The 26,416-nt window shown below is 64.5% G+C and carries 22 protein-coding genes and 1 pseudogene; 18 read left to right on the plus strand and 5 right to left on the minus strand.

Annotation, left to right across the window (positions count from 1 at the left end):
* Positions 1–96: 96 nt before the first annotated feature.
* On the minus strand, positions 97–1,269 hold the full coding sequence (locus HAP54_RS18940; RefSeq protein ID WP_166302667.1) for an acyl-CoA dehydrogenase family protein: 1,173 nt from the start codon (positions 1,267–1,269) through the stop codon (positions 97–99).
* 197 nt (positions 1,270–1,466) lie between these two features.
* Between HAP54_RS18940 and HAP54_RS18945 the strand changes: the two genes are divergently transcribed.
* A complete protein-coding gene (locus tag HAP54_RS18945) occupies positions 1,467–2,561 on the plus strand; it encodes an asparaginase (protein ID WP_224741872.1) in 1,095 nt (364 codons plus the stop codon).
* Here the strand turns inward: HAP54_RS18945 and HAP54_RS18950 are convergent.
* Positions 2,540–3,103: a sigma factor-like helix-turn-helix DNA-binding protein gene (locus HAP54_RS18950; protein WP_166302673.1), complete on the minus strand. Its 564-nt coding sequence runs from the start codon at positions 3,101–3,103 to the stop codon at positions 2,540–2,542. The genes HAP54_RS18945 and HAP54_RS18950 overlap by 22 nt on opposite strands.
* A 187-nt stretch (positions 3,104–3,290) precedes the next feature.
* Here HAP54_RS18950 and HAP54_RS18955 point away from each other — a divergent pair, with 187 nt between their 5' ends.
* The 6 genes from HAP54_RS18955 to HAP54_RS18980 all read left to right on the plus strand — a co-directional run bounded on the left by HAP54_RS18955 (position 3,291) and on the right by HAP54_RS18980 (position 10,528).
* A complete protein-coding gene (locus HAP54_RS18955; RefSeq protein WP_224741871.1) occupies positions 3,291–4,271 on the plus strand; it encodes an AraC family transcriptional regulator in 981 nt (326 codons plus the stop codon).
* 60 nt (positions 4,272–4,331) lie between these two features.
* Entirely contained in the window at positions 4,332–5,138 is an 807-nt protein-coding gene (locus tag HAP54_RS18960; RefSeq protein ID WP_166302676.1) for an MBL fold metallo-hydrolase, read from the plus strand.
* Between the two features lie 84 nt (positions 5,139–5,222).
* The gene (gene htpG / locus HAP54_RS18965; protein WP_166302679.1) at positions 5,223–7,085 is read left to right on the plus strand and encodes a molecular chaperone HtpG; all 1,863 of its coding nucleotides are present in this window, start codon (positions 5,223–5,225) and stop codon (positions 7,083–7,085) included.
* A 349-nt stretch (positions 7,086–7,434) separates the two neighbouring features.
* The gene (gene zigA, locus HAP54_RS18970; RefSeq protein ID WP_166302682.1) at positions 7,435–8,640 is read left to right on the plus strand and encodes a zinc metallochaperone GTPase ZigA; all 1,206 of its coding nucleotides are present in this window, start codon (positions 7,435–7,437) and stop codon (positions 8,638–8,640) included.
* Positions 8,641–8,951: 311 nt separating this feature from the next.
* Entirely contained in the window at positions 8,952–10,100 is a 1,149-nt protein-coding gene (locus tag HAP54_RS18975) for a DUF3095 domain-containing protein (protein WP_166302685.1), read from the plus strand.
* Between the two features lie 83 nt (positions 10,101–10,183).
* Positions 10,184–10,528, plus strand: a complete 345-nt coding sequence (locus tag HAP54_RS18980; RefSeq protein ID WP_166302688.1) for an endonuclease domain-containing protein — start codon at positions 10,184–10,186, stop codon at positions 10,526–10,528.
* A gap of 69 nt (positions 10,529–10,597) precedes the next feature.
* On the opposite strand, the gene HAP54_RS18985 is transcribed toward HAP54_RS18980, so the two are convergent.
* On the minus strand, positions 10,598–11,041 hold the full coding sequence (locus HAP54_RS18985; protein ID WP_166302690.1) for a DUF2147 domain-containing protein: 444 nt from the start codon (positions 11,039–11,041) through the stop codon (positions 10,598–10,600).
* 148 nt (positions 11,042–11,189) lie between these two features.
* Positions 11,190–12,574: pseudogene (locus HAP54_RS18990) on the minus strand (MATE family efflux transporter).
* 168 nt (positions 12,575–12,742) lie between these two features.
* Between HAP54_RS18990 and HAP54_RS18995 the strand changes: the two are divergent.
* Positions 12,743–13,872, plus strand: a protein-coding gene (locus HAP54_RS18995) for an IS3-like element ISRj2 family transposase (RefSeq protein ID WP_166204126.1) whose coding sequence is annotated in 2 segments (ribosomal slippage) — positions 12,743–12,995 and positions 12,995–13,872 — 1,131 coding nt in all. Because the reading frame shifts where the segments join, the coding sequence is not laid out codon by codon here.
* Between the two features lie 331 nt (positions 13,873–14,203).
* On the opposite strand, the gene HAP54_RS19000 is transcribed toward HAP54_RS18995, so the two are convergent.
* The gene (locus HAP54_RS19000; protein ID WP_166302693.1) at positions 14,204–14,734 is read right to left on the minus strand and encodes a GNAT family N-acetyltransferase; all 531 of its coding nucleotides are present in this window, start codon (positions 14,732–14,734) and stop codon (positions 14,204–14,206) included.
* A 142-nt stretch (positions 14,735–14,876) separates the two neighbouring features.
* Between HAP54_RS19000 and HAP54_RS19005 the strand changes: the two genes are divergently transcribed.
* From HAP54_RS19005 to ybgF, 10 genes are all read left to right on the plus strand, one after another.
* Positions 14,877–15,476, plus strand: a complete 600-nt coding sequence (locus HAP54_RS19005) for a superoxide dismutase (protein ID WP_166302696.1) — start codon at positions 14,877–14,879, stop codon at positions 15,474–15,476.
* Positions 15,477–15,683: 207 nt separating this feature from the next.
* The gene (crcB, locus tag HAP54_RS19010; protein ID WP_166302698.1) at positions 15,684–16,109 is read left to right on the plus strand and encodes a fluoride efflux transporter CrcB; all 426 of its coding nucleotides are present in this window, start codon (positions 15,684–15,686) and stop codon (positions 16,107–16,109) included.
* 1,127 nt (positions 16,110–17,236) lie between these two features.
* Positions 17,237–17,950 (plus strand): protein TolQ, encoded by a 714-nt coding sequence (gene tolQ / locus HAP54_RS19015; RefSeq protein ID WP_029085484.1) that lies wholly within the window; start codon positions 17,237–17,239, stop codon positions 17,948–17,950.
* A 34-nt stretch (positions 17,951–17,984) separates the two neighbouring features.
* Positions 17,985–18,455: a biopolymer transporter ExbD gene (locus HAP54_RS19020; RefSeq protein WP_029085485.1), complete on the plus strand. Its 471-nt coding sequence runs from the start codon at positions 17,985–17,987 to the stop codon at positions 18,453–18,455.
* Positions 18,456–18,511: 56 nt separating this feature from the next.
* Complete coding sequence (locus HAP54_RS19025; protein ID WP_166308034.1) at positions 18,512–19,483, plus strand: protein TolA; 972 nt, start codon at positions 18,512–18,514, stop codon at positions 19,481–19,483.
* 72 nt (positions 19,484–19,555) lie between these two features.
* On the plus strand, positions 19,556–20,899 hold the full coding sequence (tolB, locus tag HAP54_RS19030) for a Tol-Pal system beta propeller repeat protein TolB (RefSeq protein WP_029085487.1): 1,344 nt from the start codon (positions 19,556–19,558) through the stop codon (positions 20,897–20,899).
* Between the two features lie 184 nt (positions 20,900–21,083).
* Positions 21,084–23,408, plus strand: a complete 2,325-nt coding sequence (locus HAP54_RS19035; protein ID WP_166302700.1) for an EAL domain-containing protein — start codon at positions 21,084–21,086, stop codon at positions 23,406–23,408.
* A gap of 173 nt (positions 23,409–23,581) precedes the next feature.
* Positions 23,582–24,316 (plus strand): N-acyl amino acid synthase FeeM domain-containing protein, encoded by a 735-nt coding sequence (locus tag HAP54_RS19040; protein ID WP_166302703.1) that lies wholly within the window; start codon positions 23,582–23,584, stop codon positions 24,314–24,316.
* Between the two features lie 271 nt (positions 24,317–24,587).
* The gene (pal, locus tag HAP54_RS19045; protein WP_029085490.1) at positions 24,588–25,082 is read left to right on the plus strand and encodes a peptidoglycan-associated lipoprotein Pal; all 495 of its coding nucleotides are present in this window, start codon (positions 24,588–24,590) and stop codon (positions 25,080–25,082) included.
* 249 nt (positions 25,083–25,331) lie between these two features.
* On the plus strand, positions 25,332–26,375 hold the full coding sequence (gene ybgF, locus HAP54_RS19050; protein ID WP_166302706.1) for a tol-pal system protein YbgF: 1,044 nt from the start codon (positions 25,332–25,334) through the stop codon (positions 26,373–26,375).
* Positions 26,376–26,416: the final 41 nt, after the last annotated feature.

The following is a 26,416-nucleotide window of genomic DNA, read 5'->3' on the forward strand; positions in this document are numbered from 1 at the left end:
GCGTCAGAACAAGAATCTCCCATCCCCCGCAAAACACTAAGACAGCGGAAGCGGATCACCAAGGACAATTGCAACATAAAGTGGAAGAGGCCGTTGTCAGATGGTTGTGTTGCGCCGTTCATGGCTGCGGAACGCATTGCGGGCGATGATCTGGCGCATGATCTCGGATGTGCCATCCAGAATCCGCACCACCCGTGTTTCCCGCCAGATACGTTCGAGCGGCAGGTCCTTGGAATAACCGGCACCGCCGAACAGCTGCATGGTTGTGTCGGCGACGCGCTGCACCATGTCGGCGCCGGTATATTTGGAGAGCGCCGCGGCGGCGGTGCGCGCGGCCGCGTCGCCCTGGTCGTAACGCCAGGCCGCCTCATAGGCGACGAGGCGCGCGGCGTGCAGCGAACTCGCCATGTCGGCGATCTGCCACTCGATGCCCTGATGGTCGCGCAGTTTGCGTCCGAATGTTTCCCGCTCGGAAACATGATCGAGCGCATAGTCCAGCAGCTGGCTCGCCGCGCCGACGCAATAGGCGCCCCAATGCGTGCGTCCGGCATCCAGGCACCGCATCGCGATGGCAAAGCCTTCGCCCTCCTGGCCAAGCAGATTCTCGCGCGGCACGCGGCAGCCCTCGAAGATCACCTCGGCATGATCGGAGCCGCGCCCGGCGGCCATCTCGACCAGGCGGCCGATGCTCAGGCCCGGCGTCCTCGCATCGACGACAAAGGCAGCGATGCCCTTCGCGCCGGCGGACGGGTCGAGCGTGGCGAACACGGTGAAGACGCCGGCGACCGGCGCATTGGTGATGTAGGTCTTGCTTCCGTTGAGCACGTAATAATCGCCGTCCCGCCGCGCCCGGGTCTGGATGCGGGCGGCGTCGGATCCGGCGTTCGGCTCGGTCAGCGCGAAGGCGCCGATCACGCGTCCGCTGGCAAGCTCGGGCAACCATCGGTCGCGAACGGCGGGCTGTGCGTAGAACTCGATCGCCTTCGAGCCGATATGAACGTTCACCCCGCTCAGATAGTAGAAGGCGGTGTGGGCCTTCGCGAGCTCCTCGATCGCGATGCAGCTGCCCAGCATCGAGAGGCCGAGGCCGCCGAATTGTTTTGGCGTGTTGGTTCCGAACAGTCCCATCCTGCGCAGGCCGGCCATGGCGCTCTCGGGCACCTCGCCGGTCGCCTCGATCGCGGCATCGTGGGGCTTAAGCTCGCTGCACACGAATTCGCGCAGGCGGCTCTGCAGAACGCGGAGATCGTCGGGAAGCTCGAAATGCATGGCCTCACCAAAATTCGAATAATCTTCGAAAAATGTGCGCCGTCATCCAGGAGATGTCAAGATTTTGCGGGAGTGGCGGAGAAACACGGCGAGAGCCGGGATTTCGTCCACGACATTTTCCGCCGCAACTTCGTCGATTTGTTGCGGGATAAACCACGAGTTGTGGGTAGGAAAATTGTCACTGGGGAAAGAAAATGATGCTGCACTCGGGTCAATCGAACTATTCCGCACGATGGATCGCCGGCCTTGCCGCCGCCCTTGTCATCGGGCTCGCGTCGCCGGCGGCCGCTCAAAGGGCCACCGACACCACGCTCGCCCGGGTGCTCGTGCTCGGCACCGGCGGCACCATCGCGGGCCAGGCCAGCGCACGCGCCGGCAATGCCTACGACTCGGGCAAGGTCAGCTCGGCGAATCTGGTCGCGGCCATTCCGGGCATCGAGAATCTTGCCCAGATCTCGGCCGAGCAGATTTCGTCGATCGGCTCGCAGGACATGAACGACAAGGTCTGGTTCGATCTGGTCAAGCGGATCCGCGCCGCGATCGACAACAAGGAGGTCGATGGCGTCGTCATCACCCATGGTACCGACACGATGGAGGAGACGGCGTTCTTCCTGCAGAACGTGCTGGACACCGACATCCCGGTTGTGCTGGTCGGGTCGATGCGGCCCTCGACTGCGATCGGTGCCGACGGTCCGGCCAATCTCTATGAGGCGATGCGGGTCGCCTCGGCGCCGGAATCCCGCGGCCGCGGCGTGCTCGTGGTGCTCAACGACACCGTCCATGCGGCGCGCTGGGTGCAGAAGACCAACACGACCAGCGTCGAGACGTTCCGCTCGCCCGATGCCGGGCCGGTCGGCTATGTCGACACCGGCTCGCTGCGCTTCCTGCAGCCGGCCGTTCCAGCCAAGGGTGCCAAGCTGAAGCTGCCGGATGCGCCGCCGCTGCCGCGGGTCGACATCATCTATTCGCATGCCAACATGGATGCCGCCGAGATCGAGGACGCGGTCAAGCGCGGCGCCAAGGGCATCGTGCTCGCCGGCGTCGGCGACGGCAATTCATCGAAGGGCGCGATCGATGCGCTGGCGGCCGCGGCGAAGCAGGGCGTCGTGGTCGTGCGCTCGAGCCGCGTCGGCTCCGGCTTCGTGAACCGCAACGTCGAGGTCGAGGACGACAAGCTCGGCTTTGCGGTCGCGCTCGATCTCAATCCGCAGAAGGCCCGCGTACTGCTTCAGCTCCTGATCGCCAACGGCGTCACTGAGTCCTCGGCGGTTCAACAGGCGTTCGCGCGGTAGACCGTCAGCTTTGACGCGCCGCCTGCGGGTCTCGCCTCCGGCGCTGCCTTTGCGGCGCGGCGCGCCGCGAGCAGCCGTGCGCGGGCCTCTGCGAGGCGCGACATCACGGTGGTCACCGGAACGCCGGTGACCTCGGCTATCTCCTTGTAGGAGAGATCGATAACTTCGCGCAGCGCGATGACCTCGCCGAGCGGCGCGGGCAGTTCGTCGACGAGTTGTTGGATGGTCGGGGTGCCACGCGGGGCGGGAGTTCCATTCGTGCCGGCAGCATCCGCCGGCGTGCCGCGGCGGCCGGGTTTCTCGCCGAGCTTCTCCTGACAGACAGCTTTGAGGATCGCGAGCAGCCACGGCCGCACGGCCGGTCCACGCAAGCCGTCGAACTGGCGCAGTGCGCGCTGATAGCATTCCTGCACGGCCTGTTCGGCCTCCGCCGGGGTTCGCATCAGGACCTGGGCGAACGCATAGGCATCGTCGAGGCACGGCAGTGCCGCGTCACGAAACTGCTGCGCGGTTTTATTCCCGGCTTCCGCACTTCGCATCATAGGGTTGCATCTCGTGAATAGCTTTACCAGCAATCGGCGGAGTGGTATCAGGCTCCCCGCCGGAGTCGTGGACCGTCGCGCCAAGCGTAGGGACAGGAACGACAAGCGCACCCGACCTGCGCATATCTGGTAGAACGCGATCGTTCATCGCCTCGTTTCGATCGATCGCGCTTTCGGAGCACGGATCATGTCCGAGACGCAGGTGCCCAACCGGTTCTCGATTTTCCATCACGGGCTGGCCAGGGGGCCGGCCTATGAGGCGTGGCGCGAGGGCATTTGCCGCGGCTTCTGCCGGCTCGATGTCGGACCGACCGACGACAATCGCATCGATTGCCACAACGAGTTCACGCTGCTGCATACGGTCGCGATCGCGACGCCACACGGCGGTTCGGCCCGCTTTGCCCGCACCCGCGCCCTGCTGGACGACGGCTGTGACGACCTCGTCCTGATCTTCGCGACGCGCGGCAAGGTGCAGGTCACACAGGGCAGCAAGGCGATCGAGCTGGCGCGCGGCCAGATGTGCCTGACCGAAATGAATATCGTCGGCACGGCCGATCTCACCCAGTCTGGCAGCTTCACGACGACAAGGTTTCCGCGCCGCCTCCTGCTCCAGGTGACGCCGTCCGTGGAGACGCAGCTGGCGCGGACGCTCGGGCGCGACCCGGCCCTGAGCGCGATGATCGAACGCTATTCTGCGCTCTGCACCGACCTTGCCGGCGATCTCGACGTGCCGGGCCAGCAGGCGGCGGCGCATCATTTGGCCGATCTGGTCGGTCTCGTGCTCGGCAGCAGTGCCGAGCACAAGGAACTGGCCGCAGGCGACGGCGTGGCGAAGACGCGGCTCGATCTGATGAAGGCCGACGTGCTGAAGAATCTCGACAACGGCAACCTCACGATCCAGGTGGTCGCGCGGGCGAATGCGCTGAGCACGCGGCAGGCGCAGCGCCTGTTTGCCTCCGCCGGGACCACGTTCTCGGAATTCGTGCTCGAGCAGCGTCTGCTATTGGCGCGCCGGCTGCTGCTGCAGGAGCAGGGCGCCGGCCGCAAGGTCAGCGACATCGCCTATACGGCCGGCTTCAACGACCTGTCCTATTTCCATCGCGCGTTCCGCCGGAAGTTCGGCACAGCTCCGGCAGAGATGCAGATGGAACTGGGGCGCCGGCATTGAACGCCTCGCGCTGCTGACGTAGAGCGAGACCGGCTTCATTCCAACACGTGGCTTCTCCCAATGCCTATCTGGACCTGCGAACAATGCGGCGCGCAATTTCCTGAAACCGCGGGGCCGCCGCCGTCCTGCCCGATCTGTGAGGACGAGCGGCAATATGTGAACTGGAAGGGGCAGACGTGGCTGACGCGCGCGGAGCTCGCCGCGCGGCATCGGCTGGTCTGGCGCGACGATCTCGATCTGGTCGGGATAGCGCTCGAGCCGGCATTTGCGATCGGGCAGCGCGCGCTCCTGGTGCCTGACCGCGGCGGCTGCGTGATGTGGGATTGCGTGCCGCTGGCGACGGACGAGGCGATCGCACATGTCAGGTCGCTCGGCGGGCTGAAGGCGATCGCGATCTCGCATCCGCATTACTATGGCGCGGTCGCCGACTGGAGCGTGGCGTTCGACAATGCGCCGGTCTATCTGCATGGCGACGATGCGCAATGGGTGACGCGGCCTCATCCGTCGATCGTGCCATGGCAGGGCGACAGCCATCGCATCTCCGACGATATCCTTTTGGTGCGGGCCGGCGGCCATTTTGCCGGCGCCACCATGCTGCATTGGCGCAAGGGGGCGGACGGGCGCGGCGCGCTGCTGACCGGCGACATCGCGATGGTCGCGATGGACCGCCGTTCGGTCAGCTTCATGTATTCCTACCCGAACTACATCCCGCTCAATGCATCCGCGGTCCGCCGCGTCGCGCACGCGGTCGCGCCGCTGGCCTTTGAGCGGATCTACGGCGCCTGGTGGGGCAAGAACATCGCTTCCGACGCCAAAGCGGCGTTCGACCGTTCGGTCGAGCGCTATCTCGCGGCGATCTCGGACTGACGGTTCCGGCCGCTTGGCTTGCCAGGCGGTGCGATCGCGCTATATCAGGGCTTTCCCGCCACCTGCGATTGTCCGAGTTTCCGCATGACATCAACTGCTGCCGCCGAATCCCAGCCGTTCCAGGCCGAGGTTGCCGAATTGCTGCACCTGATGGTGCATTCGGTCTATTCCGAGACCGATATCTTCCTGCGCGAACTGATCTCGAACGCATCCGATGCCTGCGACAAGCTGCGCTACGAGGCGATCGCCAATCCCGGCCTGATCACCGACGGCACGCCGCCGGAGATCAGGATCATCCCGAACAAGGCGGCCGATACGCTCGCCGTGGTCGATACCGGCATAGGCATGGAGCGTGCGGAGCTGATCGATAATCTCGGCACCATCGCGCGCTCCGGCACCAAATCGTTCCTGTCGAAGCTGACCGAGGCCAAGGACGGCGCCAATCTGATCGGCCAGTTCGGCGTCGGCTTCTACGCCGCCTTCATGGTCGCCGACAAGATCGTCGTCACCAGCCGCCGCGCCGGCTCGGATGAAGTGTGGGTGTGGTCGTCGGAAGGCGGCAGCGGCTTCGAGATCGCGCCGGCCAGCGAGGAGGCGGCAAAGCGCGTCGTGCGCGGCACCGAGATCGTGCTGCATCTGAAAAAGGACGCCGCCAAATATCTCGAGGCTTACGAGATCGAGCGCATCGTCCGCGAATATTCCGACAACATCCAGTTTCCGATTCTTTTGGTGCCGGAGGAGGGCGAGCCGCGCCAGATCAACTCGGCGAGCGCGCTGTGGCAGCGCTCGAAGTCGGAGCTTTCGCCGGAAGACTATGCGCAGGCCTACAAGCAGATCGCAGGCGCCTTCGACGAGCCGGCGATGACGCTGCACTACCGTGCCGAAGGCCGGCAGTCCTACGCCGTGCTGCTGTTTGCGCCATCGACAAAGCCGTTCGACCTGTTCCAGGTCGAGCGCAAGGGCAAGGTCAAGCTCTATGTCCGCCGCGTCTTCATCGCCGACGATGCCGAGCTGTTGCCGGCTTATCTCCGCTTCATCCGCGGCGTGATCGACAGCGAGGACCTGCCGCTCAACATCTCGCGCGAGATGCTGCAGAACAATCCGCAGCTCGCGCAGATCCGCAAGGCAATCACCGGCCGCGTGATCGGCGAGTTGGAAACGATAGGCGAGAAGGAGCCGGAGACGTTTGCCAAGATCTGGGATGCGTTCGGCCCGGTCATCAAGGAAGGCCTCTACGAGGATTTCGAGCGCCGCGAAAAACTGCTGGCGCTGGCGCGCTTCACCACGACGTCGGGCGAGAACCGCTCGCTGAAGCAGTATGTCGACGATCTCAAGCCGAACCAGACCGAGATCTATTATCTGGTCGGCGACAGCGTCGAGCGCCTGAAGTCGAACCCGAAGCTGGAATCGGCGCGCGCCCGCGGCATCGAGGTGCTGCTTTTGACCGATCCGGTTGACGCGTTCTGGACCTCGGCGCCGCTCGATTTCGGCGGCAAGCCGCTGAAGTCGCTGAGCCAGGGCGACGTCGATTTCGGCCTGATTCCGCTGGCCGATGACACGGACGACAACAAGGACGAGCCCGCAGCCGATGCCGCGACCACGATCGCTGTCATCAAGGATGCGCTCGGCGAGCGCGTCTCTGACGTCCGCGCCTCGCAGCGGCTGACCGCGAGCGCGTCGTGTCTGGTCGCCGGCGGTGACGCGCGCGACCGCGCGCTGGAGCGGCTGCTCGCCCAGCAGAACCGCGGCGCGATCACTAAACCGATCCTCGAGATCAATCTGCGCCACCCATTGGTCGCAGCGCTCGCGACCGACACCGCGCAGGCCAAGGACCTGTCGCTGTTGCTGTTCGAGCAGGCGCAGATCCTCGACGGCGAGATACCCGACGATCCGGCCGCTTTCGCGAGCCGCATGAACCAGCTCGTGCTGCGCGGTGTGGCGAAGTAGGGAAGGTTCGTAGCTCTCTATCCCCGTCATCCTGAGGAGCGCGCACTTGCGCGCGTCTCGAAGGATGCACGGCCTCGATGCATCAACGCGGAAAGAGCCGGGCCGTCGTGCTTCGAGATGCCGCTTCGCGGCTCCTCAGCATGACGGGACCAGGAGCATCGCCGTAGGCGCGAGTTGACCCCGGATATCGCTCCGTTCATCCGGGCTTCGCTTTCATGGAGACATAAACCGACTGCCCCGCATCCCGCGCTTGACAGGTCGTTGCCTCAATTATGTTATGTTATAACATTACATACCCTGTGACCCATGTCCCGCCGCCGCCCATCCCTTCAGCAACTGTTTGATCTCGATGCAAAAACTCCCCGTCACCATCTTGTCCGGCTTCCTCGGGGCTGGAAAGACCACTTTGCTGAACCACGTGCTGAACAACCGCCACGGCCTGAAGGTTGCGGTGATTGTGAACGACATGAGCGAGCTGAACATCGACGCCGACCTGGTTCGCGATGGCGGTGCGAACCTGTCCCGGACTGACGAAAAACTGGTCGAGATGAGCAATGGCTGCATCTGCTGCACGCTGCGCGACGATCTGTTGAAGGAGGTGCGCGCGCTGGCCGAGAGTGGCCGGTTCGACTATCTCTTGATCGAATCGACCGGCATTTCCGAGCCGCTGCCGGTCGCCGCGACCTTCGAGTTTCGCGATGAAGATGGCCAAAGCCTGTCCGACGTCGCGCGGCTCGACACCATGGTCACGGTGGTCGACGCCGCCAATCTCCTGAAGGACTATGCCTCGACCGATTTCCTGAGCCAGCGCGGCGAGGCGCTCGACGGCGACAAGCGCACGCTGGTCGATTTGCTGGTCGAGCAGATCGAGTTCGCCGACGTCGTCGTGCTGAACAAGATCGACGCCGCGACACCGGCCGAGCGCGAGGCCGCGGCGACCATCGTGCGCGCGCTCAATCCCGACGCCGATATCGTCGAGGCGAGTTTTGCAAAAGTCCCGTTCGACCGCGTGCTCGACACCGGCCGCTTCGCCTATGAGCGCGCGCAGCAGCATCCGCTCTGGCACAAGGAGCTCTACGGCTTTGCCGAGCATGTGCCGGAGACCGAGGAATACGGCATCACGAGCTTCGTTTATCGCGCGCGGCGCCCGTTCGATCCGGTGCGCTTCCACGGCTTCCTGTGCGAGAGTTGGGGCGGTGTGATCCGCGCCAAGGGCCATTTCTGGATCGCGACGCGCCCGGATTGGTGCGGCGAGATGAGCCAGGCCGGCGCGATCGTCCGCACCGAAGGCCTCGGCTCGTGGTGGGCGGCGATCCCGCGCGAGCGCTGGCCGGATCATCCGGATTGGCAGCTGATGATGCAGCGGAGCTGGAATGACCTCTATGGCGATCGCCGCCAGGAGCTGGTGTTCATCGGCGCTGATATGAACGACGACGACATCCGCCGCCGGCTCGATGCCTGCCTGGTCACCGGCCGGCCGGGCATGGACCCGCAGGCCTGGAAAAAACTGCGCGATCCGTTTCCGCCGTGGAGAAGGGCAGGCGAGGCGGCGTGAAGTGATAGGGACGCGCCCTCTATCCCCGTCATCCCCGCGCAAAGGCTCCGCCTTTGTCGCTGGAGGTGCGAGCCTTGCGGCGCACTTGCGCCGCTGCGCGAGCCTCGAAGGATGAATCGGCCCCGAATGTTTTCACGGGGCACCATCCGCTCGTGCCGACAGCCGGCCGTCGACCCTTCGAGACGCGCGCCAAGGCGCGCTCCTCAGGGTGACGGTCACGGAGGGCGGGGGCTGCGAGGCAAAACCCGATCCCAAACCGCCACGTATCTGCTAGAGAGTCCTACGGTGGCGAACAACGGCGCGGCGTTGCGATGGCGGGCGGCAGCGAGATCTTTTACGGCGGCATTCCGGTGTTTCGCGGCTTCGCGCGCCTGATGGATCCGGCGCTATATGCGCGGCTGCCCGGTGACTGGACGGTCGGCGTCGCGGATATCGTCGAGTCGACCAAGGCGATCGCGGCGCAGCGCTACAAGGCGGTCAACATGGCCGGCGCCGCGGTGGTCGCCTCCGTCACCAATGCGCTCGATGGCCGCGAATTCCCCTTCGTGTTCGGCGGCGACGGCGCGAGCTTCGCGATCTCCCCCGCCGATCTGGACAAAGCGCGCGAGGCGCTGGCCGCGACCGCGCGCTGGGTTCAGGACGACCTCGATCTGGTGCTGCGGGTGGCGCTGGTGCCGATGGCGGCGATCCGCGCCGCGGGCGTCGATGTCCGCATTGCGCGCTTCGGGCCGTCGGCCAATCTGTCCTATGCGATGTTCTCCGGCGGTGGGTTGGCTTACGCCGATGCCGCAATGAAGCGCGGCGAGTTCGCGGTCGATCCGGCGCCGTCGGGCACGCAGCCCGATCTGTCCGGCCTGTCCTGCCGCTTCGAGGTGATGCCTTCAGTGCGCGGCGTCATCCTCTCGGTCCTGGTGCTGCCGGCGAGGGACGCCGATCCCGCAGCCTTCCGCAAGGTGATCGAGGACATCGTCGTGCTGGTCGAGAAGAGCCCGGAGGCCGGACGGCCGGTGCCTGCAAGCGGCCCGCCGCTGCGCTGGCCGCCGCAGGGGATTGAATACGAGGCCCGCGCGCGGCGCGGCGGCTCGCTCGCGCTGCGCCGTGCCACGGTGCTCGCGTTCACGCTGTGGGCCTACACGCTGATGCGGTTCAATATCCCGGTCGGCAAGTTCGTGCCGAAAAACTATGTGCAGCAGGTGGTCGAGAATTCCGACTTCCGCAAGTTCGACGACGGCCTGCGCATGATCCTGGATTGCACGCCGGAGCTCGCCGCCGAGCTCGAACAGCGCCTGGTCGCCGCGGCCGCGCAGGGCGTCGTGCGCTACGGCCTGCACGAACAGGATGCCGCGATGATGACCTGCTTCACGCCGTCGGTGATGCGCGCCGACCACGTCCACTTCATCGACGGCGCCCGCGGCGGCTACGCCTCGGCGGCCACCGTGCTGAAGACGCGGGCGGCGTAGCTATTTTCTAACCTCTCCCCGCTCTTCTGCGGGGAGAGGTCGGAAGCCACGCATCGCGTGGCTTCCGGGTGAGGGGCAGGGCAATGCGTGGCCGCAAGGAAGTATCCATCCGACTCGCGAGACGATTGCGCGCCAATCAAACGGATGCAGAAACCGCTCTTTGGAAGCGCCTCCGCAATCGTCAGATCGATGGCCACAAGTTCGCGCGGCAGGTCCCTATTGGAAACTACATCTGCGATTTCGCCTGCCGCGAGAAGCAACTCGTCATCGAGGTCGATGGCGGTCAGCATGCGGAGTCGGCAGCAGATGCAATTCGTGACCGATATCTCGCTGATGAGGGATATCGCGTGCTTCGCTTCTGGAACAACGACGTTCTCGGTAACATCGAGGGTGTGTTGACGACAATTCAGGCCGGGCTACGCGGATAGAGCCCCTCACCCCAACCCTCTCCCCGCGAAAGAGCGGGGAGAGGGAGCGGAGAGACCAACTCTTGCTCTTTACCGTCCGACCCGGGTCCAGGTCTCGCCGCCGCACAGCGCGCCGACGCAGCCTTCGACGCGCAGCGTGCTCTCGCCGGTCACCGTGACGCTGCTTGCATAGGTGCCGCCATCGTCGGCGTTGTAGATCTGGCCCGACCATTTGCCCGCCGCGACCGGATGCATGCCGGCGAACAGCGGCAGCCCGATGATCGGCCGGTTGGCCAGCGACGGATTGGGATTCTTGTTGTCGACCTGCGGCTTGCCGGTCATCGGATCGATCGGGTCGCGCAGGCTCACCACCACGCCGCAGATGCCGCCGCCGCATTTGCTGATCTTGACGCGGGCATCGCCCGCCTGGGTCTGCCAGACGCCGGCCGGCTCAGGCGCGCTCTGCGCATGCGCGGCAGGCACGGCAAGCGCCGTCGCGACGAGTGCGATCACGAATCCGAATCGGCAGGCCATGATTGATCCCCCAGAAGGCCGGCCTGCATAACAAGTCGAAAGATTTCTGCAATGTCATTTTCGCGCGATCAGGCGCGCGCCGTCTGGAAAATTTTCTTGCTCTTTTCCGGGACGGTCATGCTCAGGCAACGCGCAGATGCGTGGTTGTTTATCCCCAGCGGGTGACCTTGATCGATATGATGGTGGCGACGCCGAACGCCACCATGGCACCGCCGACCAGCGCAAACAGCGTCCAGGCCGGCGCGCTCACGGTAGCGAACCACCAGCCGCCGATGCCGACCAGCAGCAGGCGGATGGTCCCGGCCAGCACCGGCCCGCCGACCTTGGCCGCGCCTTGCGACGAGAAATAAAGGCAGACGCCGACGCCGAAGAAGCCGAAGGCCGGGCCGGCCAGCGCGAAGTAGGAGGAGGCGGCCGCGGTCACGCCGGGATCGCGGGTGAACAGCGCGATCCACAGCGTCGGTTTGACTGCGACCACAAGCCCGACCAGCCCGACGACGAGGCCAGCGACGGTGCCGGCGGTCCACGCCACCTTGCGCGCGCGCGTCACGAGGCCCGCGCCGATCGCCATGCCGACCATCGGCACCGAGGCGACGCCGACCGCGAATGCAATCGGGATCAGCAGGAATTCCAGCCGCGAGCCCATGCCGTATCCGGCCAGCGTCTCGGTGCCGAAGCCTGCCAGGATTTTGGTGAAGATCAGGATGGTCAGCACGCTCTGCAGCGGCGACAGGCAGGAGATCGCGCCGACCTTGAGGATGTCGAGAAACATCGCGCGCTGAAAGCTGAACGCGGCGAAGTCGAGTTTGAGGGGCTGTGGCCGCTGGCGAGATACCAGGCGAGGAAGATCGCACCACACGTGAAGGCCGTGAGCTGGCCCGCGGCGACGCCACGCATGCCGAGACCGGGCATGCCGAACAGGCCGAGACCGAGCACGCCGCCGACCGCGATCTGGATGATCGAGACGGTGATCAGCGTCATCGACGGAATCCGCATGTCGCCGGTGCCGCGCACCACGGACGCCAGCGTGTTGACCAGCCAGATCGAGATCGCGCCGGAGAACAGCACCTGCGAGTAATGCATCGATTGCTCGAGCACGCCGCCGCGTCCGCCGAGCAACGCGTAGAAGCTTTGGCCGAAGCCGAGCATCATCACGGTGAAGAACAGTCCGGCGCAGGCGCCGATGATCGCCGCATGCAGCGCCAGATCGGCGGCACGGTCGCGGTCGCCGGCGCCGAGCGCGCGGCTGATCGCCGACGAGACGCCGCCGCCCATCGCGCCCGCCGACATCATCTGCGTCAGCATCGCGAACGGAAACACCAGCGCAATGCCCGCCAGCGGCTCGGTGCCGAGCCGGCCGATATAGGAGGTCTCGGCAACCGCGACCAGGGTCGAGCCGAACATCGCGATGGTGTTGGGGATCGCGAGCGTCAGCAGCGTCGGCAGGATCGGCGCCGTCAGCAAATGATCGACCGGTACCGCAGGCGCGACTGCGGCGGGCCTGACGTCGTCGATCGAGGCGTCAATGGTCATGCGAAGAGGCTTTGCCTTGCTTCGCCTCTCCCGCTTGCGGGGGAGGCCGACACGCGCGCAGCGCGGGGCGGGTGGGGGTTAGAGCTGGCTCCGCAAATTCGGACAGTAGCTTGAGTGGATTTTCTGCCTGACAGCGGCGAGGATTCTTGCTGCGAATCAGGAGCGAAGATGACGAAGAAGAGCCGCCGGATGCATTCTCCGGCATTCAAGGCGAAGGTTGCTTTGGCTGCGGTCAAAGGCGACAAGACGCTGGCGGAGCTGGCGCAACTGTTTGATGTTCATCCGAACCAGATCACGATCTGGAAAAACCAGCTCCTGGAAGGCGCCGCCGGCGTGTTTGGGCATGACAAGGCGTCGGCCGAGACGCCGGTCGATTTGAAGGCGTTACATGCCAAGATCGGCGAGCTGGCGTTGGAAAACGATTTTTTGTCCGGCGCGCTCACCAAGGCGGGCCTGCTGAGCGCAAAGCGATGATCGACCGCGGTCATGATCTTTCTATCGTGCGCCAGGCGAAGGTCCTGAAGCTGGCTCGCAGCACGGTCTACTATGAACCTCGGCCAGTTTCGGCCGAGGACCTTGCCTTGATGCGTCGGCTCGATGAGCTGCATCTCGATTATCCCTTCGCGGGAGCGCGTATGCAGCGATCGTTGCTGCGGCGGGAGGGCGTATACGCCGGTCGCCGCCACATCGCGACGCTGATGAAGCGCATGGGGATCGAGGCGGTCTATCGTCGCCCGAACACGAGTAAGCCGGCACCGGGTCACAAGATCTACCCGTACCTGTTGCGCGGATTGAAGATCGAGCGGCCCGACCAGGCGTGGGCAATGGACATCACCTACATTCCGATGCGGCGTGGCTTCGTCTATCTCGCGGCGGTCGTCGATGTGTTCAGCCGACGGGTCCTGGCCCATCGCGTCTCGATCACAATGGAGGCGGCCTTCTGCGTCGAAGCGGTCCAGGAGGCGTTGGCGAAGCACGGCAGGCCCGAGATTTTCAACACGGACCAGGGCAGCCAGTTCACCAGCCTCGAGTTCACCGATGTGCTGCTGGACGCGAAGATCGCCATCAGCATGGACGGCAAGGGCGCCTGGCGCGACAACGTGTTTGTCGAGCGGCTCTGGCGCACGGTCAAATACGAAGAAGTTTATCTCCGCGCCTACGACAGCGTGTCCGAGGCGCGAGCGTCAATTGCCAAGTATCTGGCCTTCTACAATCAGGGACGCCCTCACTCGAGCCTTGACGGGCGCACGCCCGACGAGGCTTACTTCGGCACGCAAGCTATGGTGATGGCCGCATGACCGTCGCCGACGATTTTGTCGTCGCTCTGGTCGGGCTACGCCCTCCCGACGCAACGACAAAATCGTAAGGCCCCGCGTTCAGCATAACCCGGCAGGAATCCACTTAAATCCCGCGGGGCGCTGTCCAAACAACCGGCGCCAGCTCTGTTCTCTCCACGGTGCGACTCGTGGAGAGAGCCCCCACCCCAACCCTCCCCCGCAAGCGGGAGAGGGGGCGCAGTATGCTTGCGGCCGTAGTTCGAGGTCACCTTGTGAAAGCCTGCAATCAATAAATGATGAGTGACATGTTAAGGCGCGCAGGCACCTCTCGCCACCGCCGCGCGCGCAGGGGTCACCACGGCAGGCCGCATAGGTCGATCTTGCCTTGGCGCGGCGCGCGGACGATGTCGTTGACGAACGGCGCCATCGCCTCGAAGCGGATCTGCCCCGACGGCTGTTCGCAAGTGACCTCGCCGGTGAAGGGATGCCAGCCGCGCGCCTGGTAGAACGCGAAATTGTGCGGCTCGCAGAATAAGATTGCAAATTTCACCGCATCATTGGCACGAATGGTGTGCACAGCGGCGTCGAGCGCGAGCGACGCATAGCCGCGCCGCCGGCAGTCCTCGCGGGTCGAGACCCCGCCGATGCCGCCGACATGCACCTTGTGGCCGTTCCAGGTGATGGTCCGGAAGTAGATACCGACATGGCAGGCCAGCCCGCTGTCGTCGGGCGCGTCGAGCAGCACGCGCAAATCCGCGTGAGCCCATTTGATGTCGGCCCAGGGCTGTTTCTCGACGATATCTGGGCTCCACACCGACCGGAGCAGCGGCTCGGCGCGCCGCCATGACGCATCTCCGTTGAGAATGTCGATTTCGATGCTCATCGCGGGGGTCCTGGGCCTTGGGTGACTCGGCTGTGCCGATCTGTCATACACGATCCGAAAATGCGGTGTTTCTCCGCGATGGAACCTTCTATAAGGGGGACCCGTTAAGTGTAGTCTCCCACCCTCTGTTGGACATTACCCCATGACCTTCACGCTACCCGATCTGCCCTACGCCCACGACGCCCTTGCGCCCTACATGTCCAAGGAAACGCTGGAGTTTCACCACGACAAGCATCACCAAGCCTACGTCACCAACGGCAACAACGCGATCAAGGGGACCGAATTCGAAGGCAAGTCCCTCGAGGAGATCGTGAAGGGCTCGTTCGGTAAGAACGCGGCCGTCTTCAACAATGCCGGCCAGCACTACAACCACATCCACTTCTGGAAGTGGATGAAGCCGAATGGCGGCGGCAGCAAGCTGCCCGGCCGGCTCGAGAAGAAGATCAACGAGGATTTCGGCGGCTTCGAGAAGTTCAAGACCGACTTCGCCGCTGCCGGCGTCGGTCAGTTCGGCTCCGGCTGGGCCTGGCTGCAGGTCAAGGGCGGCAAGCTCGAGATCGCCAAGACCCCGAACGGCGAGAACCCGCTGGTCCACGGCGCGGTGCCGATCCTCGGCGTCGACGTTTGGGAGCACTCCTACTACATCGACTACCGCAACCGCCGTCCGGACTATCTGAAGGCGTTCGTCGACAGCCTCGTCAACTGGGACTACGTCGACGAGCTGTTCGGCAAGGCTGGCTAAGCGCGGATTCGGTCGTCGCACGACTCTTCACCCTCCCCGGAAAGGGGAGGGTCGTTTCGCATGAAGCGAAGCGAAATGCGAAACGGGGAGGGGTCAACTCTCTCAACACGCGGTCTCTCACCGGAGAGACTGTGACCCCGCCCCGCCACTCATTTCATTCGCGTCGCCCCTCCCCTTTCAGGGGTGGGTGATTCGAGTGTGCGGTAAATGCGCCGCCACCCTGACCACACACCAGCGGGGGCATTGGTGGGTAACGCGGCAAGCTATCTCCTGGTCTTCTTCGGTGGCGGTCTCGGCGCAACCTTGCGCCAGTTGATCAACGTCACCTGCGCGCGCTGCATCGGCACCGCGTTTCCCTACGGCACTTTCATCATCAACATCACGGGCTCGACCGTGATGGGCCTGATCGCCGGCTATCTCGCCTTCAAGGGCGAGGCCTCGCAGCCCTGGCGGCTGTTCCTGATGACCGGCATCCTCGGCGGCTACACCACCTTCTCGGCCTTCTCGCTCGACACCGCGGTGCTCTATGAACGCGGCGAGCTCGGACTTGCGGCGCTGTATGTCGCGGGCTCGGTCGTGTTGTCGATCGCGGGCCTGTTCGCCGGCCTCGCGATCATCAGGCATTTGAGCTGAGGCGCGCATATCTCCGTCATTCCGGGGCGCGTACAGTGTGAGTCAGAAATGACGGTGAGGTGAGCACGCTTCTCAGGCTCCCTCCCCCGCATCCGCCTTCGTCAAGAGGCTTCGGCGGACAAGAGGGGGGAGGGAACCCTGCCGCCGGTGGCTCCCTCACGCGCGCGTGCCACTGAGTTGCCCGACGGCGCAAGCCCCAGGCGCAAAAATATTTCGGTTTATCGGAATAGTTGTATGGTTCGTCCGTCTCACCCGATTGAGGGGCGCTTCGCGATCGTCACGAACGCGGTGTGGGATGCGGTGGACGCCGAGCGTGGAACTGACGAGAGCACGCGAAGCGGACGGTGAAGTCGTGTGGTCCTGACGCCCTAGCGGCAGGTGTCTCGTCGCAAGACGCGAAGGCGTTTTGCGAGGGCGGTGACAAAAAAGCCCAGTCTCGCCGGGGAGAGCACGAAGTAAGCCGTAACCCATCGCGCAGGGAAAGCCGGACTGCTCCGGTTACACCTGTGGTCCTACCCCCGAGCTTTCTACCTTTGCTCGGGGCCCATGGGTGCAATCGGCACCCGGCTTTCCCTGCGCCCTCTGATCGAGGCGGGCGGAACGAAGAGCAAAGCTCGGGCGGATCATGTCGCGAGAACGCGGATGTCTGACTCACAAGTGACGCAACAAACTCAGTGTCGTCCCGGCGCAGGCCGGGACCCATAACCACTGAAGGTGATTGTTGCGCGACGCTGGGGCCACAGCTTTCCTCACCAGCCCAATGCTGGGTTATGGGTCCCGGCCTGCGCCGGGACGACATGGGGAAGGGGTCATCCCCTCCAGCGGAAACCGTTCATCCCGGGAACCCGCCAACCCGCTCGGCCGGCGGCATTTCCCGCCTCCAAATTTCCCTTTGGTAACCTCGCCTTAACCATGATTAGCGTTTGGTTAGGGTCGGAATGCCGCGCGAAAAGCCCTCGTTTTGACATGTTGGCAGGGGAAGCAGGGCCCGGCTTTTGGACGGGCCCCCCATGCGACAGATGTAAGAGGCTCTCGCGCAGTTTTGCCGCGCCTGATACGCGGCCGTGGAACCGGTGCCGATTGGCGGCCCGCCTGATAGGGACACTTGCGTTGAGAGGATATTGCCGATGAATCCCGCCGACGTGGCTCAGTCAACGCTGCCACTGGCATCGAGCGATGTGTCGCTGATCGCATTGTTTTGGCAGGCCCATTGGGTCGTCAAATGCGTGATGTTGGGACTTCTGTCCTGCTCGGTCTGGGTCTGGGCGATCGCGATCGACAAGATCCTGCTCTATGCCCGCACCAAACGGGCGATGGACAAGTTCGAGCAGGCCTTCTGGTCCGGCCAGTCGATCGAGGAACTCTACCGGGCGCTGTCGGCCAAGCCGACCCAGTCGATGGCGGCCTGTTTCGTGGCGGCGATGCGGGAGTGGAAGCGCTCCTTCGAGAGCCAGTCGCGGTCCTTTGCCGGCCTGCAGGCCCGGATCGACAAGGTCATGAACGTCTCGATCGCCCGGGAGGTGGAGCGGCTGGAACGGCGGCTTTTGGTGCTCGCCACCGTGGGCTCGGCCGGCCCCTTTGTCGGCCTGTTCGGCACCGTCTGGGGCATCATGTCGAGCTTCCAGTCGATCGCGGCCTCGAAAAACACCTCCCTGGCGGTGGTGGCGCCGGGCATCGCGGAGGCGCTATTTGCCACCGCAATCGGCCTGATTGCCGCAATTCCGGCGACTATTTTCTACAATAAGTTCACTTCGGAGGTGAACCGGCAGGCCCAGCGCCTGGAGGGGTTCGCCGACGAGTTCTCCGCCATCCTGTCGCGTCAGATCGACGAGCGGGGCTGAGACAGATGATAGTCACTTTGGCGAGTGTGCGATCATGGCGATGAGCATGGCAGGGTCCGGCGGTGGCGGTGGGCGTCGTCGCGGCGGGCGCAAGCCTGTCATGGCCGAGATCAACGTCACGCCGATGGTCGACGTGATGCTGGTGCTCTTGATCATCTTCATGGTGGCGGCGCCGCTGATGACCTCGAACATCGACATCGATCTGCCGGTCGCGAGCGGCGGCAAGTCGATGTCGTCTAACGCGCCGCCCTTGACGCTGTCGGTCAAGCGCACCGGTGGCGGCTGCAACTCGAACATCGAGCTCTATCTGGGTGACGCGTCGATCGCGGCGGCCGATCTTCTGCCCAAGATCAAGGCCATCGGCGAGGCCCGGTCGGAGGCCGAACGAGTGGTCTATCTGCGTGGCGACAAGGACGTCTGTTACACGGATATGATGAAATTGCTCGGGGAGATCAGGACCGCGGGGTTCAAGGCGAATATCGTCATCATCCCTGAAGGTGGCTAGGAGCATGATCCGGAAAAGTGGAAACCGGTTTTCCGGCCAGATCATGCTCCAACATGATGAGTCCATGTGCGGCAAGCGGCACGAGGAAGCCTGAATTGAAGGTCAAGGTCGACAAGACTCTGGCGGCATCGATTGTCCTGCACGTCCTCGTGATCGGGTGGGGCCTCGTGTCGTTTTCGACCAGGGCGTACGTGATGCCGGAAGAAGAGTCCGTCGCTGTTGACGTCATTTCGGCCGATCAGCTGTCCCATGTCATGACCGGCCAGAAGGACGGCAAGAAGGAAAATCCCAAGCCGCTGGTCGACAAGGTCGCCGAAGCCAAGCCGGTCGACGACATGGTCGGTAAGGTCGAAGATAAGAAGCCGCCGGTGGTGACGGAAACCGCGCCGCAGCCGACGCCGAAGGTGGAGAAGCCGGAAGACAAGAAGCCGGATCCGCCGAAGAAGGTCGAGAACAAGCCGAAGGAAGAGCCGAAGCCGGTCGAAAAGAAACCCGATCCGACGAAGCCCGACCCGATCGCGGAAGCGATCAAGAAGGAAGAGAAGAAGCCGCAGAAGCCGGTTGAGCAGGCCGCCAAGCCGCCGCCGGAGCAGAAGCCGAAGGATCGCGTGTTCGACCAGAGCAAGATCGCAGCGCTGCTCGACAAGCGAGACCCGACGCGCGCCGCGGCGACCGGCGATACGCTCAACGCCAACGCTGCGCTCGGCACGGCGAAGGGCAAGGCCGCCGACAACTCCGCGACCTGGGGCGCGATGTTCAGGCAGCAAGTCGAACGCTGCTGGAAGAACAAGCCCTACGGTAGCATCGAGGAGCAGCGGACCCAGGTGGTGATCGATGTCGATCTGAAGCGCGATGGCACGCTCGCGCGCATGCCGGTGGCGGAAGGCTCGCCAAGCACGCCCTACATGCGCGTCTATCAGGAGAGTGCCTTGCGCGCGATTATCGCATGTCAGCCCTATAATCTGCCCGTGGGCTGGTTCGACGAATGGAAGGCATTCGCACCGGTGTTCAAAGAGAATAATACGTGAGATCAGCTGCGACGTTTGGCCAATAGCAGACAAAGTCTACCGACAATGACCGACAACAATGATTTGCGTGAAATGATGTTTCGCCTCAACCGCCGACAGATGATTTCCGGAATGGCCGCCTTTGGCGCGCTTGCGGGTGCACCCTTCCGTCAAGCCATCGGGCAGGAAGGCGGCCGCAAGCAGATTCCCGTCCCGGGGGGCGAGTTCGCGCCGGTGCCGATCGCGATTCCGAATTTTTCGGCCGGCACGCCCGGCGATACCGAAGTCGGCGTCGGTGTTGCGCAAGTCATCACCAACAACTTGAAGCGCAGCGGATTGTTCGCGCCGATCGACCAAGCGGCTTTTCTCGAGAAGCAGGTCAACATCGACGCGCCGCCGAACCTGAATAACTGGACGAGCATCAAGGCACAGGCGCTGGTGGTCGGCCGCATGACCCGCCAGGGCAACGGCCGCGTGAAAGCCGAATTCCGGCTCTGGGACGTCGGCACCGGCCAGCAGCTCGCCGGCCAGTCATACGACACCTCGGCGGAATACTGGCGCCGCATCGCCCACATCATCTCCGACCAGATCTATGAGCGGATGACCGGCGAGAAGGGCTATTTCGACACCCGCGTCGTGTTCGTCGACGAGAGCGGCTCGGCGGATCGCCGCGTCAAGCGGCTGGCGCTGATGGATCAGGACGGCGCCAATGTGCGCTATCTGACCCGCGGCACGGATCTGGTGCTGACGCCGCGTTTCTCGCCGTCGACCCAGGAAATCACCTATATGGAGTTTGGGCAGGGCGACCCGCGGGTCTATCTGCTCAACATCGAGACCGGCCAGCGCGAGATCGTCGGCAACTTCCCGGGCATGTCGTTCTCGCCACGCTTCTCGCCCGACGGCCAGCGCGTCATCATGAGCCTGCAGCAGGGCGGCAATTCCAACCTGTTCGTGATGGATCTGCGCTCGAAGTCGATGACGCGGCTGACCGACACGCCGGCGATCGACACTTCTCCGTCTTATGCGCCAGATGGCACGCGGCTCTGTTTCGAATCCGATCGCGGCGGCAAGCCACAGATTTATGTGATGCCGGCGACCGGCGGCGCGGCCCAGCGCATCTCGTTCGGCGACGGCACCTATTCGACGCCGGTGTGGTCGCCGCGCGGCGACTACATCGCCTTCACCAAGCAGGGCGGCGGGCAGTTCGCGATCGGCATCATGAAGCCGGACGGCTCGGGCGAGCGCATCCTGACCTCGGGCTTCCACAATGAAGGCCCGACCTTTGCGCCGAACGGGCGCGTCGTGATGTTCTTCCGCGATCCCGGCGGCAACAGCGGGCCGTCGCTGTACACGATCGACGTTTCCGGCCGCAACGAGCTGCGGGTGCCGACGCCCGGATTTGCCTCCGATCCCGCCTGGTCGCCGCTGTTGTCGTGAGCCGGCGCAGACCTGCTCCGCGGAACCCCGGGGCTGGTCGGCGGTTCTCACCTAGCGCACTGAATCCTATGCCGAATTTCGATCGTCAATGGGGCACGGCAAGGACTTGCTAACGATATTCCCTCAGAAAGACTTCACCTGCGATCAGTAAGAGTGCGAGCTGAAAAGGACGCGCGCTCTCACAATGCAGTTTGCAAGTCAGACGGGAGAACCGGACCGATCGATGTCGCCGACGATCTCCGCGGCGCTGGTCGATTCCCTGTTCATGAACCCCGCGCCCATGATCTTCGGCGCCTTCGGCCCCGCCATTGCGGGCGCCGTGATTGCGTTTGTCACCGGCAATCTCTTGTCCTGGCTGTGCGTGCCGCTGTTCATCGTGGTCGGTCTGGCGCGCGCGTGGCAGATGTACCGCTACCAGCAGCGCAATTCCCGGCTCACGGTCGAAGAGTCCGAGGCGTGGGAGAAGCGCTACCGGATCGGCAGCCTCGCCTACGGCATTGCGCTCGGCCTGTGGGGCTCCGCCGTGCTGCTCACGACCAAGGATGCCGCCGCCCACATGCTGTGCGTGACCACGGTGGTCGCCTACACCTCGGCGGGGGTCGGACGGACCTTCGGCCGGCCGCAGATATTCCACCTGCATCTATTGATGTCGATCGGTCCCCTGATCGCGGCGCTGATGTATGTCGGCGGTCCCTATCACATCGCGCTTGCGCTGCTCAGCCTGGTGTTCTTCAGCGCCATTCGCCACCTCACGACCAGCCTGCAGCGGATCTACGTCAACGCCTGGATCGCCAAGGAGCGCGAGGCCGCGCTGGCGGGCCAGTTCGATACCGCGCTGAACAACATGCCGCACGGCCTGTGCATGTTCAGCGCCGACGGCCGCCTTGCGGTGATGAACCACCGCTTCATCGAGATGATGCAGCTGTCGGACGACTTCGTGCAGCGCGGCGCCAGCGCGACCGACATCTGCAATGCCTGCGTCCTGTCCGGCTCGATCTCGGCCGCGGCCGCGCAGCAGATCCTGTACGAGATCGAGAGTTCGCAGCGCGGCGATATCGTCATCAGCGACCCCGATTCCGCCAAGAACCGCTCGCTGGACTGGACCTTCCAGCCGATGGCCGGCGGCGGCACCGTCGTGCTGGTCGAGGACATCACCGAGCGCAAGGACGCCGAGGCCCGGATCAGCCACCTCGCGCGCTACGACGAGCTGACCGCACTGCCCAACCGCGTCAATTTCCGCGACGAGATCGGCCGGCTGCTCACCATGCAGCACGGCGAGCACCGCTCCGCGCTGCTGTTCGTCGACCTCGACCAGTTCAAGCAGGTCAACGATACGCTCGGCCATCCCTGCGGCGACCAGCTGCTCTGCGCGGTTGCCGAACGGCTGCGCGAGATGCTGCGGCCGGAGGATTTCGTGGCGCGGTTCGGCGGCGACGAGTTCGTCGTGTTCCAGCAGAACATCCACTCGCACGAGGACGCCGCCGCATTGGCGCGGCGCATCGTCGACCGCCTCAGCGAGCGCTACAAGATCGACAACCATCTGGTCGAGATCGGCGCCAGCGTCGGCATCGCGATGACCGCGCCCGGCGTCGGCGCCGATACGCTGCTGAAGAACGCCGACATGGCGCTCTACCGCGCCAAGGCCGACGGCCGCGGCACCTTCTGCTTCTTCCGCGACGAGATGGCGCAAACCGTCGAGGCCCGCCGCATCCTCGAGCTCGATCTGCGCAAGGCGCTCGCCAACGAGGAATTCGAGCTGTTCTACCAGCCGCTGATCAACCTCAAGTCCGGCAAGGTCTCGACCTGCGAGGCGCTGTTGCGCTGGAACCATCCGGCGCGCGGCACCGTCTCTCCCGTCGACATCATCCCGGTCGCCGAGGACATGGGCCTGATCGTCGATCTCGGCCGCTGGATCCTGCGCAAGGCCTGCATGGAGTGCATGAAGTGGCCCGAGGCGGTCAGCGTCGCGGTCAATTTCTCGCCGCAGCAGTTCCATCAGCGCGATGTGCTGAGCGAGGTGCGCTACGCGCTCGAGGTCTCCGGCCTGCCGGCGCACCGTCTCGAGATCGAGATCACCGAATCTTCGCTGCTGCACAACACCGAGCTGACCCACGACGTGCTGTCGCAGCTGCGTTCGCTCGGCGTGCGGATCTCGCTGGATGATTTCGGCACCGGCTACTCGTCGCTCAGCTACCTGCACAATTTCCCGCTGCAGAAGGTCAAGATCGACCGCTCCTTCCTCGAAGGCATCGACAGCGATCGCCCGCTCACCTTGCTGCGCGGCGTGGCGCGGCTGTCGGCGGATCTCGGCATGTCGGTCGTGGTCGAGGGCATCGAGACCAACGAGCAGCTGGAACTGATCAGTGCCGACGGCGCGGTGACCGAAGCACAGGGCTACCTGTTCAGCCGGCCGGTTCCCGCGGTGCGCATCCGCCAGCTGCTCAACGCTTCGCACGGCCGCCGCCCCGACGAGCAGTTGCACGTGGTTCCGTCGCGCTCGATCGCTTGATCCGGCGCCAAGGCCTTCAATCGATAGTTGTGAGAACCTTCGACTGCACGATTCGAAGTGCACCCTTGCGGTCAGGGGTTAACTGTATTGCCGCGATTGCTTTGACGAAAATTAAGAAGCTGTTAATCTTTTGGCTCGCGTTGAAGTTGTTGGGTTGTTCAGGGGAGTACTAAATGAGGTCCGCGGCCGAAGCCATCAAGCCCGCGACAGGAAGGCTTGCGGACCCTCTGGATCAAGTCGACTACCGTCTCGCTCAGACCCCGGAACAGAAAGACGAGATCTACCGCCTCCGCTATCGCGCCTATCTGCGCGAAGGCGCGATCCGGCCGTCGGCGGACGAGCGCGTGGTCGATCGGTTCGATGAGGCCCCGAACGCCTGGGTGTTCGGTGTCTATCTTCACGGCGAACTCTGCAGCTCGATTCGCATCACCGTGGTGACGCCGGAGTGGCGCGCCTCGCCGACGCTCGACGTGTTCGGCGATATATTGCAACCGAAGCTCGATCAGGGTCTGGTCTTCATCGATTCGACACGCTTCGTTGCCGATCCCGAGAAGGCGCGGAACAATCCGGAACTGCCCTACGTCACGGTGCGTCTCGGCTCGACCGCCGGCGTGCATTTCAATGCCGATTACGGCCTGGCGCCGGTCCGGCCCGAGCACATGGCGTTCTACCGGCGGGTGTTCCTGCACGAAACCTGGTCGGAGGCGCGGCTCTATCCCGGGCTCGTGAAGCCCGTCGGCTTGATGGCCTCGCATCTGCCGTCGGTGCGAGAGCGTGTGCTCGCCCGCTATCCGTTTCTGCGCTCCAGCGCGTTCGAGCGGCGGATGCTGTTCGACCGGGAAGGCCAGTTGCAGCCCGACGGCATCGTCCGGCCGTTCGAGCGCGCCTCGATCGTGCCGAATCCCTGAGCACACCGGCGATCTGATCGATCTGGCGTCCATCGACTGTTGCGCGCAGGCCAAATTGTCCTGCAAAAGCGGCCGGTTCCCGCGAACCTTGCCTTCCCTTCACCATCGCGCCACATTTGCCACCCATTAACCATCGGGGGCGCTTTTCGGCATTGCGCGGCATTTGATGGGGTCCAGCAAGGTCTCGTCAAGGTTGACGGAACGTTCGCTTAACCATCGCCCTGTAGACCCAATGGACCAGTACGAAGAGCGTGAGCGTGGAGGCTCCCGAATGAAATATCAGATGCGTATCCTCCAGGGTATGAAGCTGGCCGCGGTTCTGGCGGTGGCGCTGTCGATGGGTGCCTGCGCCAACAAGAACCCGCTGGACGCCAATGGCGCAATTGGGGGCGCCGCGACCCCGGGCAGCCAGCAGGATTTTGTGGTCAATGTCGGCGACCGCGTGTTTTTCGAGAGCGATCAGACCGATCTGAGCCCGCAGGCGACCGCGACGCTGGACAAGCAGGCGCAGTGGCTGCAGACCTATAACCGCTATTCCTTCACCATCGAAGGTCACGCCGACGAACGCGGCACGCGCGAATACAACATCGCGCTCGGTGCCCGCCGGGCCCAGTCGGTCCGCTCCTATCTCGCTTCGCGCGGCATCGATCCGAGCCGCATGCGCACCATCTCCTACGGCAAGGAGCGCCCGGTCGCGGTCTGCAACGACATCTCTTGCTGGTCGCAGAACCGCCGCGCCGTCACCGTGCTGAACGCCAGCTCCTGACGCGAGTCTGAATGAATTCTTCCAAGCCGGCGCCTTCGGGCGCCGGTTTTGTTTTGGCCGCAGGAAACACTGAGGCGCCGTCATCTTGATGAACGAAGCTGCGCGCAATTGGCCGCTTGCTTGTTCCGGCGTCCGTACTAAACCGGTGTCCGCGGCGCTGTCCCGGATTTGAAGTGCCAGTCACAATTCTGGCGTACTCCGTCCCTCAATGTCGCTCGCTTTTCACGTCGATCTCGTCGTCAGGGCAAAATGTCATCCAGGCTTCATTTCCTTTCCACCGCCACGGCGATCGCGGCGCTGTTCGCCGTTTCCTCGCCAGTGTTTGCCCAATCCGACGATTCCGATGCCGAAATGCGGATCGAGCGGCTCGAGAATCAGCTGCGGCAGCTGACCGGGCAGAACGAGGAGTTGCAGTACCGCAACCGCCAGCTCGAGGAGCGGCTGCGCCAGCTCGGCGGCCAGCCGCCCGGCCCGGGCGGACAGCCTCCGGCGGCCCAGCCCGGCGTCGCGGCGGTGCCGCCGGCGCAGCAGCCGCAGGCCTATCCGCAAGCTCAGCCTGGCTACGCCCAGCCGCGGCAGGGATATGGCCAGCCGCAGCCAGGCTATGGCCGGCAGCCGCAGGGCGGCTACGACCAGCAGCAGATCGCGGCACCCGCGCCGATCGTGCAGGAGGCTGCGCCGTCGGCGGCGGCGGGCCGACGCGGTCGCGGTGACGCCTTTGATCCGAGCCAGAACCCGAACGCCCCGGGCGCCCCGCGCGCGCTTGGCGGTGGTCAGATGCCAATGCAAGGCGAAGCGGCGGTCGGTGCTCCCGGCGGCCGCGGGGCGGGCGAGCCGCTCGATCTCGGCAACACCAGCCCGCCGCGGGCGCCCGGCGCGAGCGCGGCCCTGACCACATTGCCGCCGTCGGCCACGTCGAAGGACGATTTCGACCTCGGCATCGGCTACATGCAGCGCAAGGACTATGCGCTCGCCGAAGAGACGATGAAGAACTTCGCCACGAAGTATCCGAGCGATCCCTTGGTGGCGGACTCGCAATACTGGCTCGGCGAAAGCTATTTCCAGCGCCAGCAGTATCGCGACGCTGCCGAAACCTTCCTCGGCGTGACCACCAAGTTCGACAAGTCCGCGAAGGCGCCCGACGCCCTGTTGCGGCTCGGGCAGTCGCTGGCGGCGCTGAAGGAGAAGGAAGCTGCCTGCGCCGCGTTCGGCGAGGTGACGCGGAAGTATCCGCGCGCATCCGGCGGGGTTAAAGCCGCGGTTGACCGCGAGCAGAAGCGCGTGAAGTGCTAAACCAGATGCGGGAGGCCACGTCCGGCCTCCTCGTGACATGC

It is taken from the genome of Bradyrhizobium sp. 2S1 (genome assembly GCF_011516625.5).
Taxonomy (GTDB): domain Bacteria; phylum Pseudomonadota; class Alphaproteobacteria; order Rhizobiales; family Xanthobacteraceae; genus Bradyrhizobium; species Bradyrhizobium septentrionale.

Bases quoted from the DNA above. Each gene is read 5' to 3' on its own strand.
- ybgF (WP_166302706.1), top strand. From the start codon at position 25,332: ATGTCATCCAGGCTTCATTTCCTTTCCACCGCCACGGCGATCGCGGCG.
- htpG (WP_166302679.1), top strand. From the start codon at position 5,223: ATGACATCAACTGCTGCCGCCGAATCCCAGCCGTTCCAGGCCGAGGTT.
- HAP54_RS18950 (WP_166302673.1), bottom strand. From the start codon at position 3,103: ATGATGCGAAGTGCGGAAGCCGGGAATAAAACCGCGCAGCAGTTTCGT.
- HAP54_RS18985 (WP_166302690.1), bottom strand. From the start codon at position 11,041: ATGGCCTGCCGATTCGGATTCGTGATCGCACTCGTCGCGACGGCGCTT.
- HAP54_RS18940 (WP_166302667.1), bottom strand. From the start codon at position 1,269: ATGCATTTCGAGCTTCCCGACGATCTCCGCGTTCTGCAGAGCCGCCTG.
- HAP54_RS18975 (WP_166302685.1), top strand. From the start codon at position 8,952: ATGGCGGGCGGCAGCGAGATCTTTTACGGCGGCATTCCGGTGTTTCGC.
- HAP54_RS19040 (WP_166302703.1), top strand. From the start codon at position 23,582: ATGAGGTCCGCGGCCGAAGCCATCAAGCCCGCGACAGGAAGGCTTGCG.
- HAP54_RS19035 (WP_166302700.1), top strand. From the start codon at position 21,084: ATGCAGTTTGCAAGTCAGACGGGAGAACCGGACCGATCGATGTCGCCG.
- HAP54_RS18945 (WP_224741872.1), top strand. From the start codon at position 1,467: ATGCTGCACTCGGGTCAATCGAACTATTCCGCACGATGGATCGCCGGC.
- tolB (WP_029085487.1), top strand. From the start codon at position 19,556: ATGATGTTTCGCCTCAACCGCCGACAGATGATTTCCGGAATGGCCGCC.
- crcB (WP_166302698.1), top strand. From the start codon at position 15,684: ATGCGCCGCCACCCTGACCACACACCAGCGGGGGCATTGGTGGGTAAC.
- pal (WP_029085490.1), top strand. From the start codon at position 24,588: ATGAAATATCAGATGCGTATCCTCCAGGGTATGAAGCTGGCCGCGGTT.
- HAP54_RS19025 (WP_166308034.1), top strand. From the start codon at position 18,512: ATGAGTCCATGTGCGGCAAGCGGCACGAGGAAGCCTGAATTGAAGGTC.
- HAP54_RS19020 (WP_029085485.1), top strand. From the start codon at position 17,985: ATGGCGATGAGCATGGCAGGGTCCGGCGGTGGCGGTGGGCGTCGTCGC.
- tolQ (WP_029085484.1), top strand. From the start codon at position 17,237: ATGAATCCCGCCGACGTGGCTCAGTCAACGCTGCCACTGGCATCGAGC.
- HAP54_RS18960 (WP_166302676.1), top strand. From the start codon at position 4,332: ATGCCTATCTGGACCTGCGAACAATGCGGCGCGCAATTTCCTGAAACC.
- HAP54_RS19005 (WP_166302696.1), top strand. From the start codon at position 14,877: ATGACCTTCACGCTACCCGATCTGCCCTACGCCCACGACGCCCTTGCG.
- HAP54_RS18955 (WP_224741871.1), top strand. From the start codon at position 3,291: ATGTCCGAGACGCAGGTGCCCAACCGGTTCTCGATTTTCCATCACGGG.
- HAP54_RS18980 (WP_166302688.1), top strand. From the start codon at position 10,184: ATGCGTGGCCGCAAGGAAGTATCCATCCGACTCGCGAGACGATTGCGC.
- HAP54_RS19000 (WP_166302693.1), bottom strand. From the start codon at position 14,734: ATGAGCATCGAAATCGACATTCTCAACGGAGATGCGTCATGGCGGCGC.
- zigA (WP_166302682.1), top strand. From the start codon at position 7,435: ATGCAAAAACTCCCCGTCACCATCTTGTCCGGCTTCCTCGGGGCTGGA.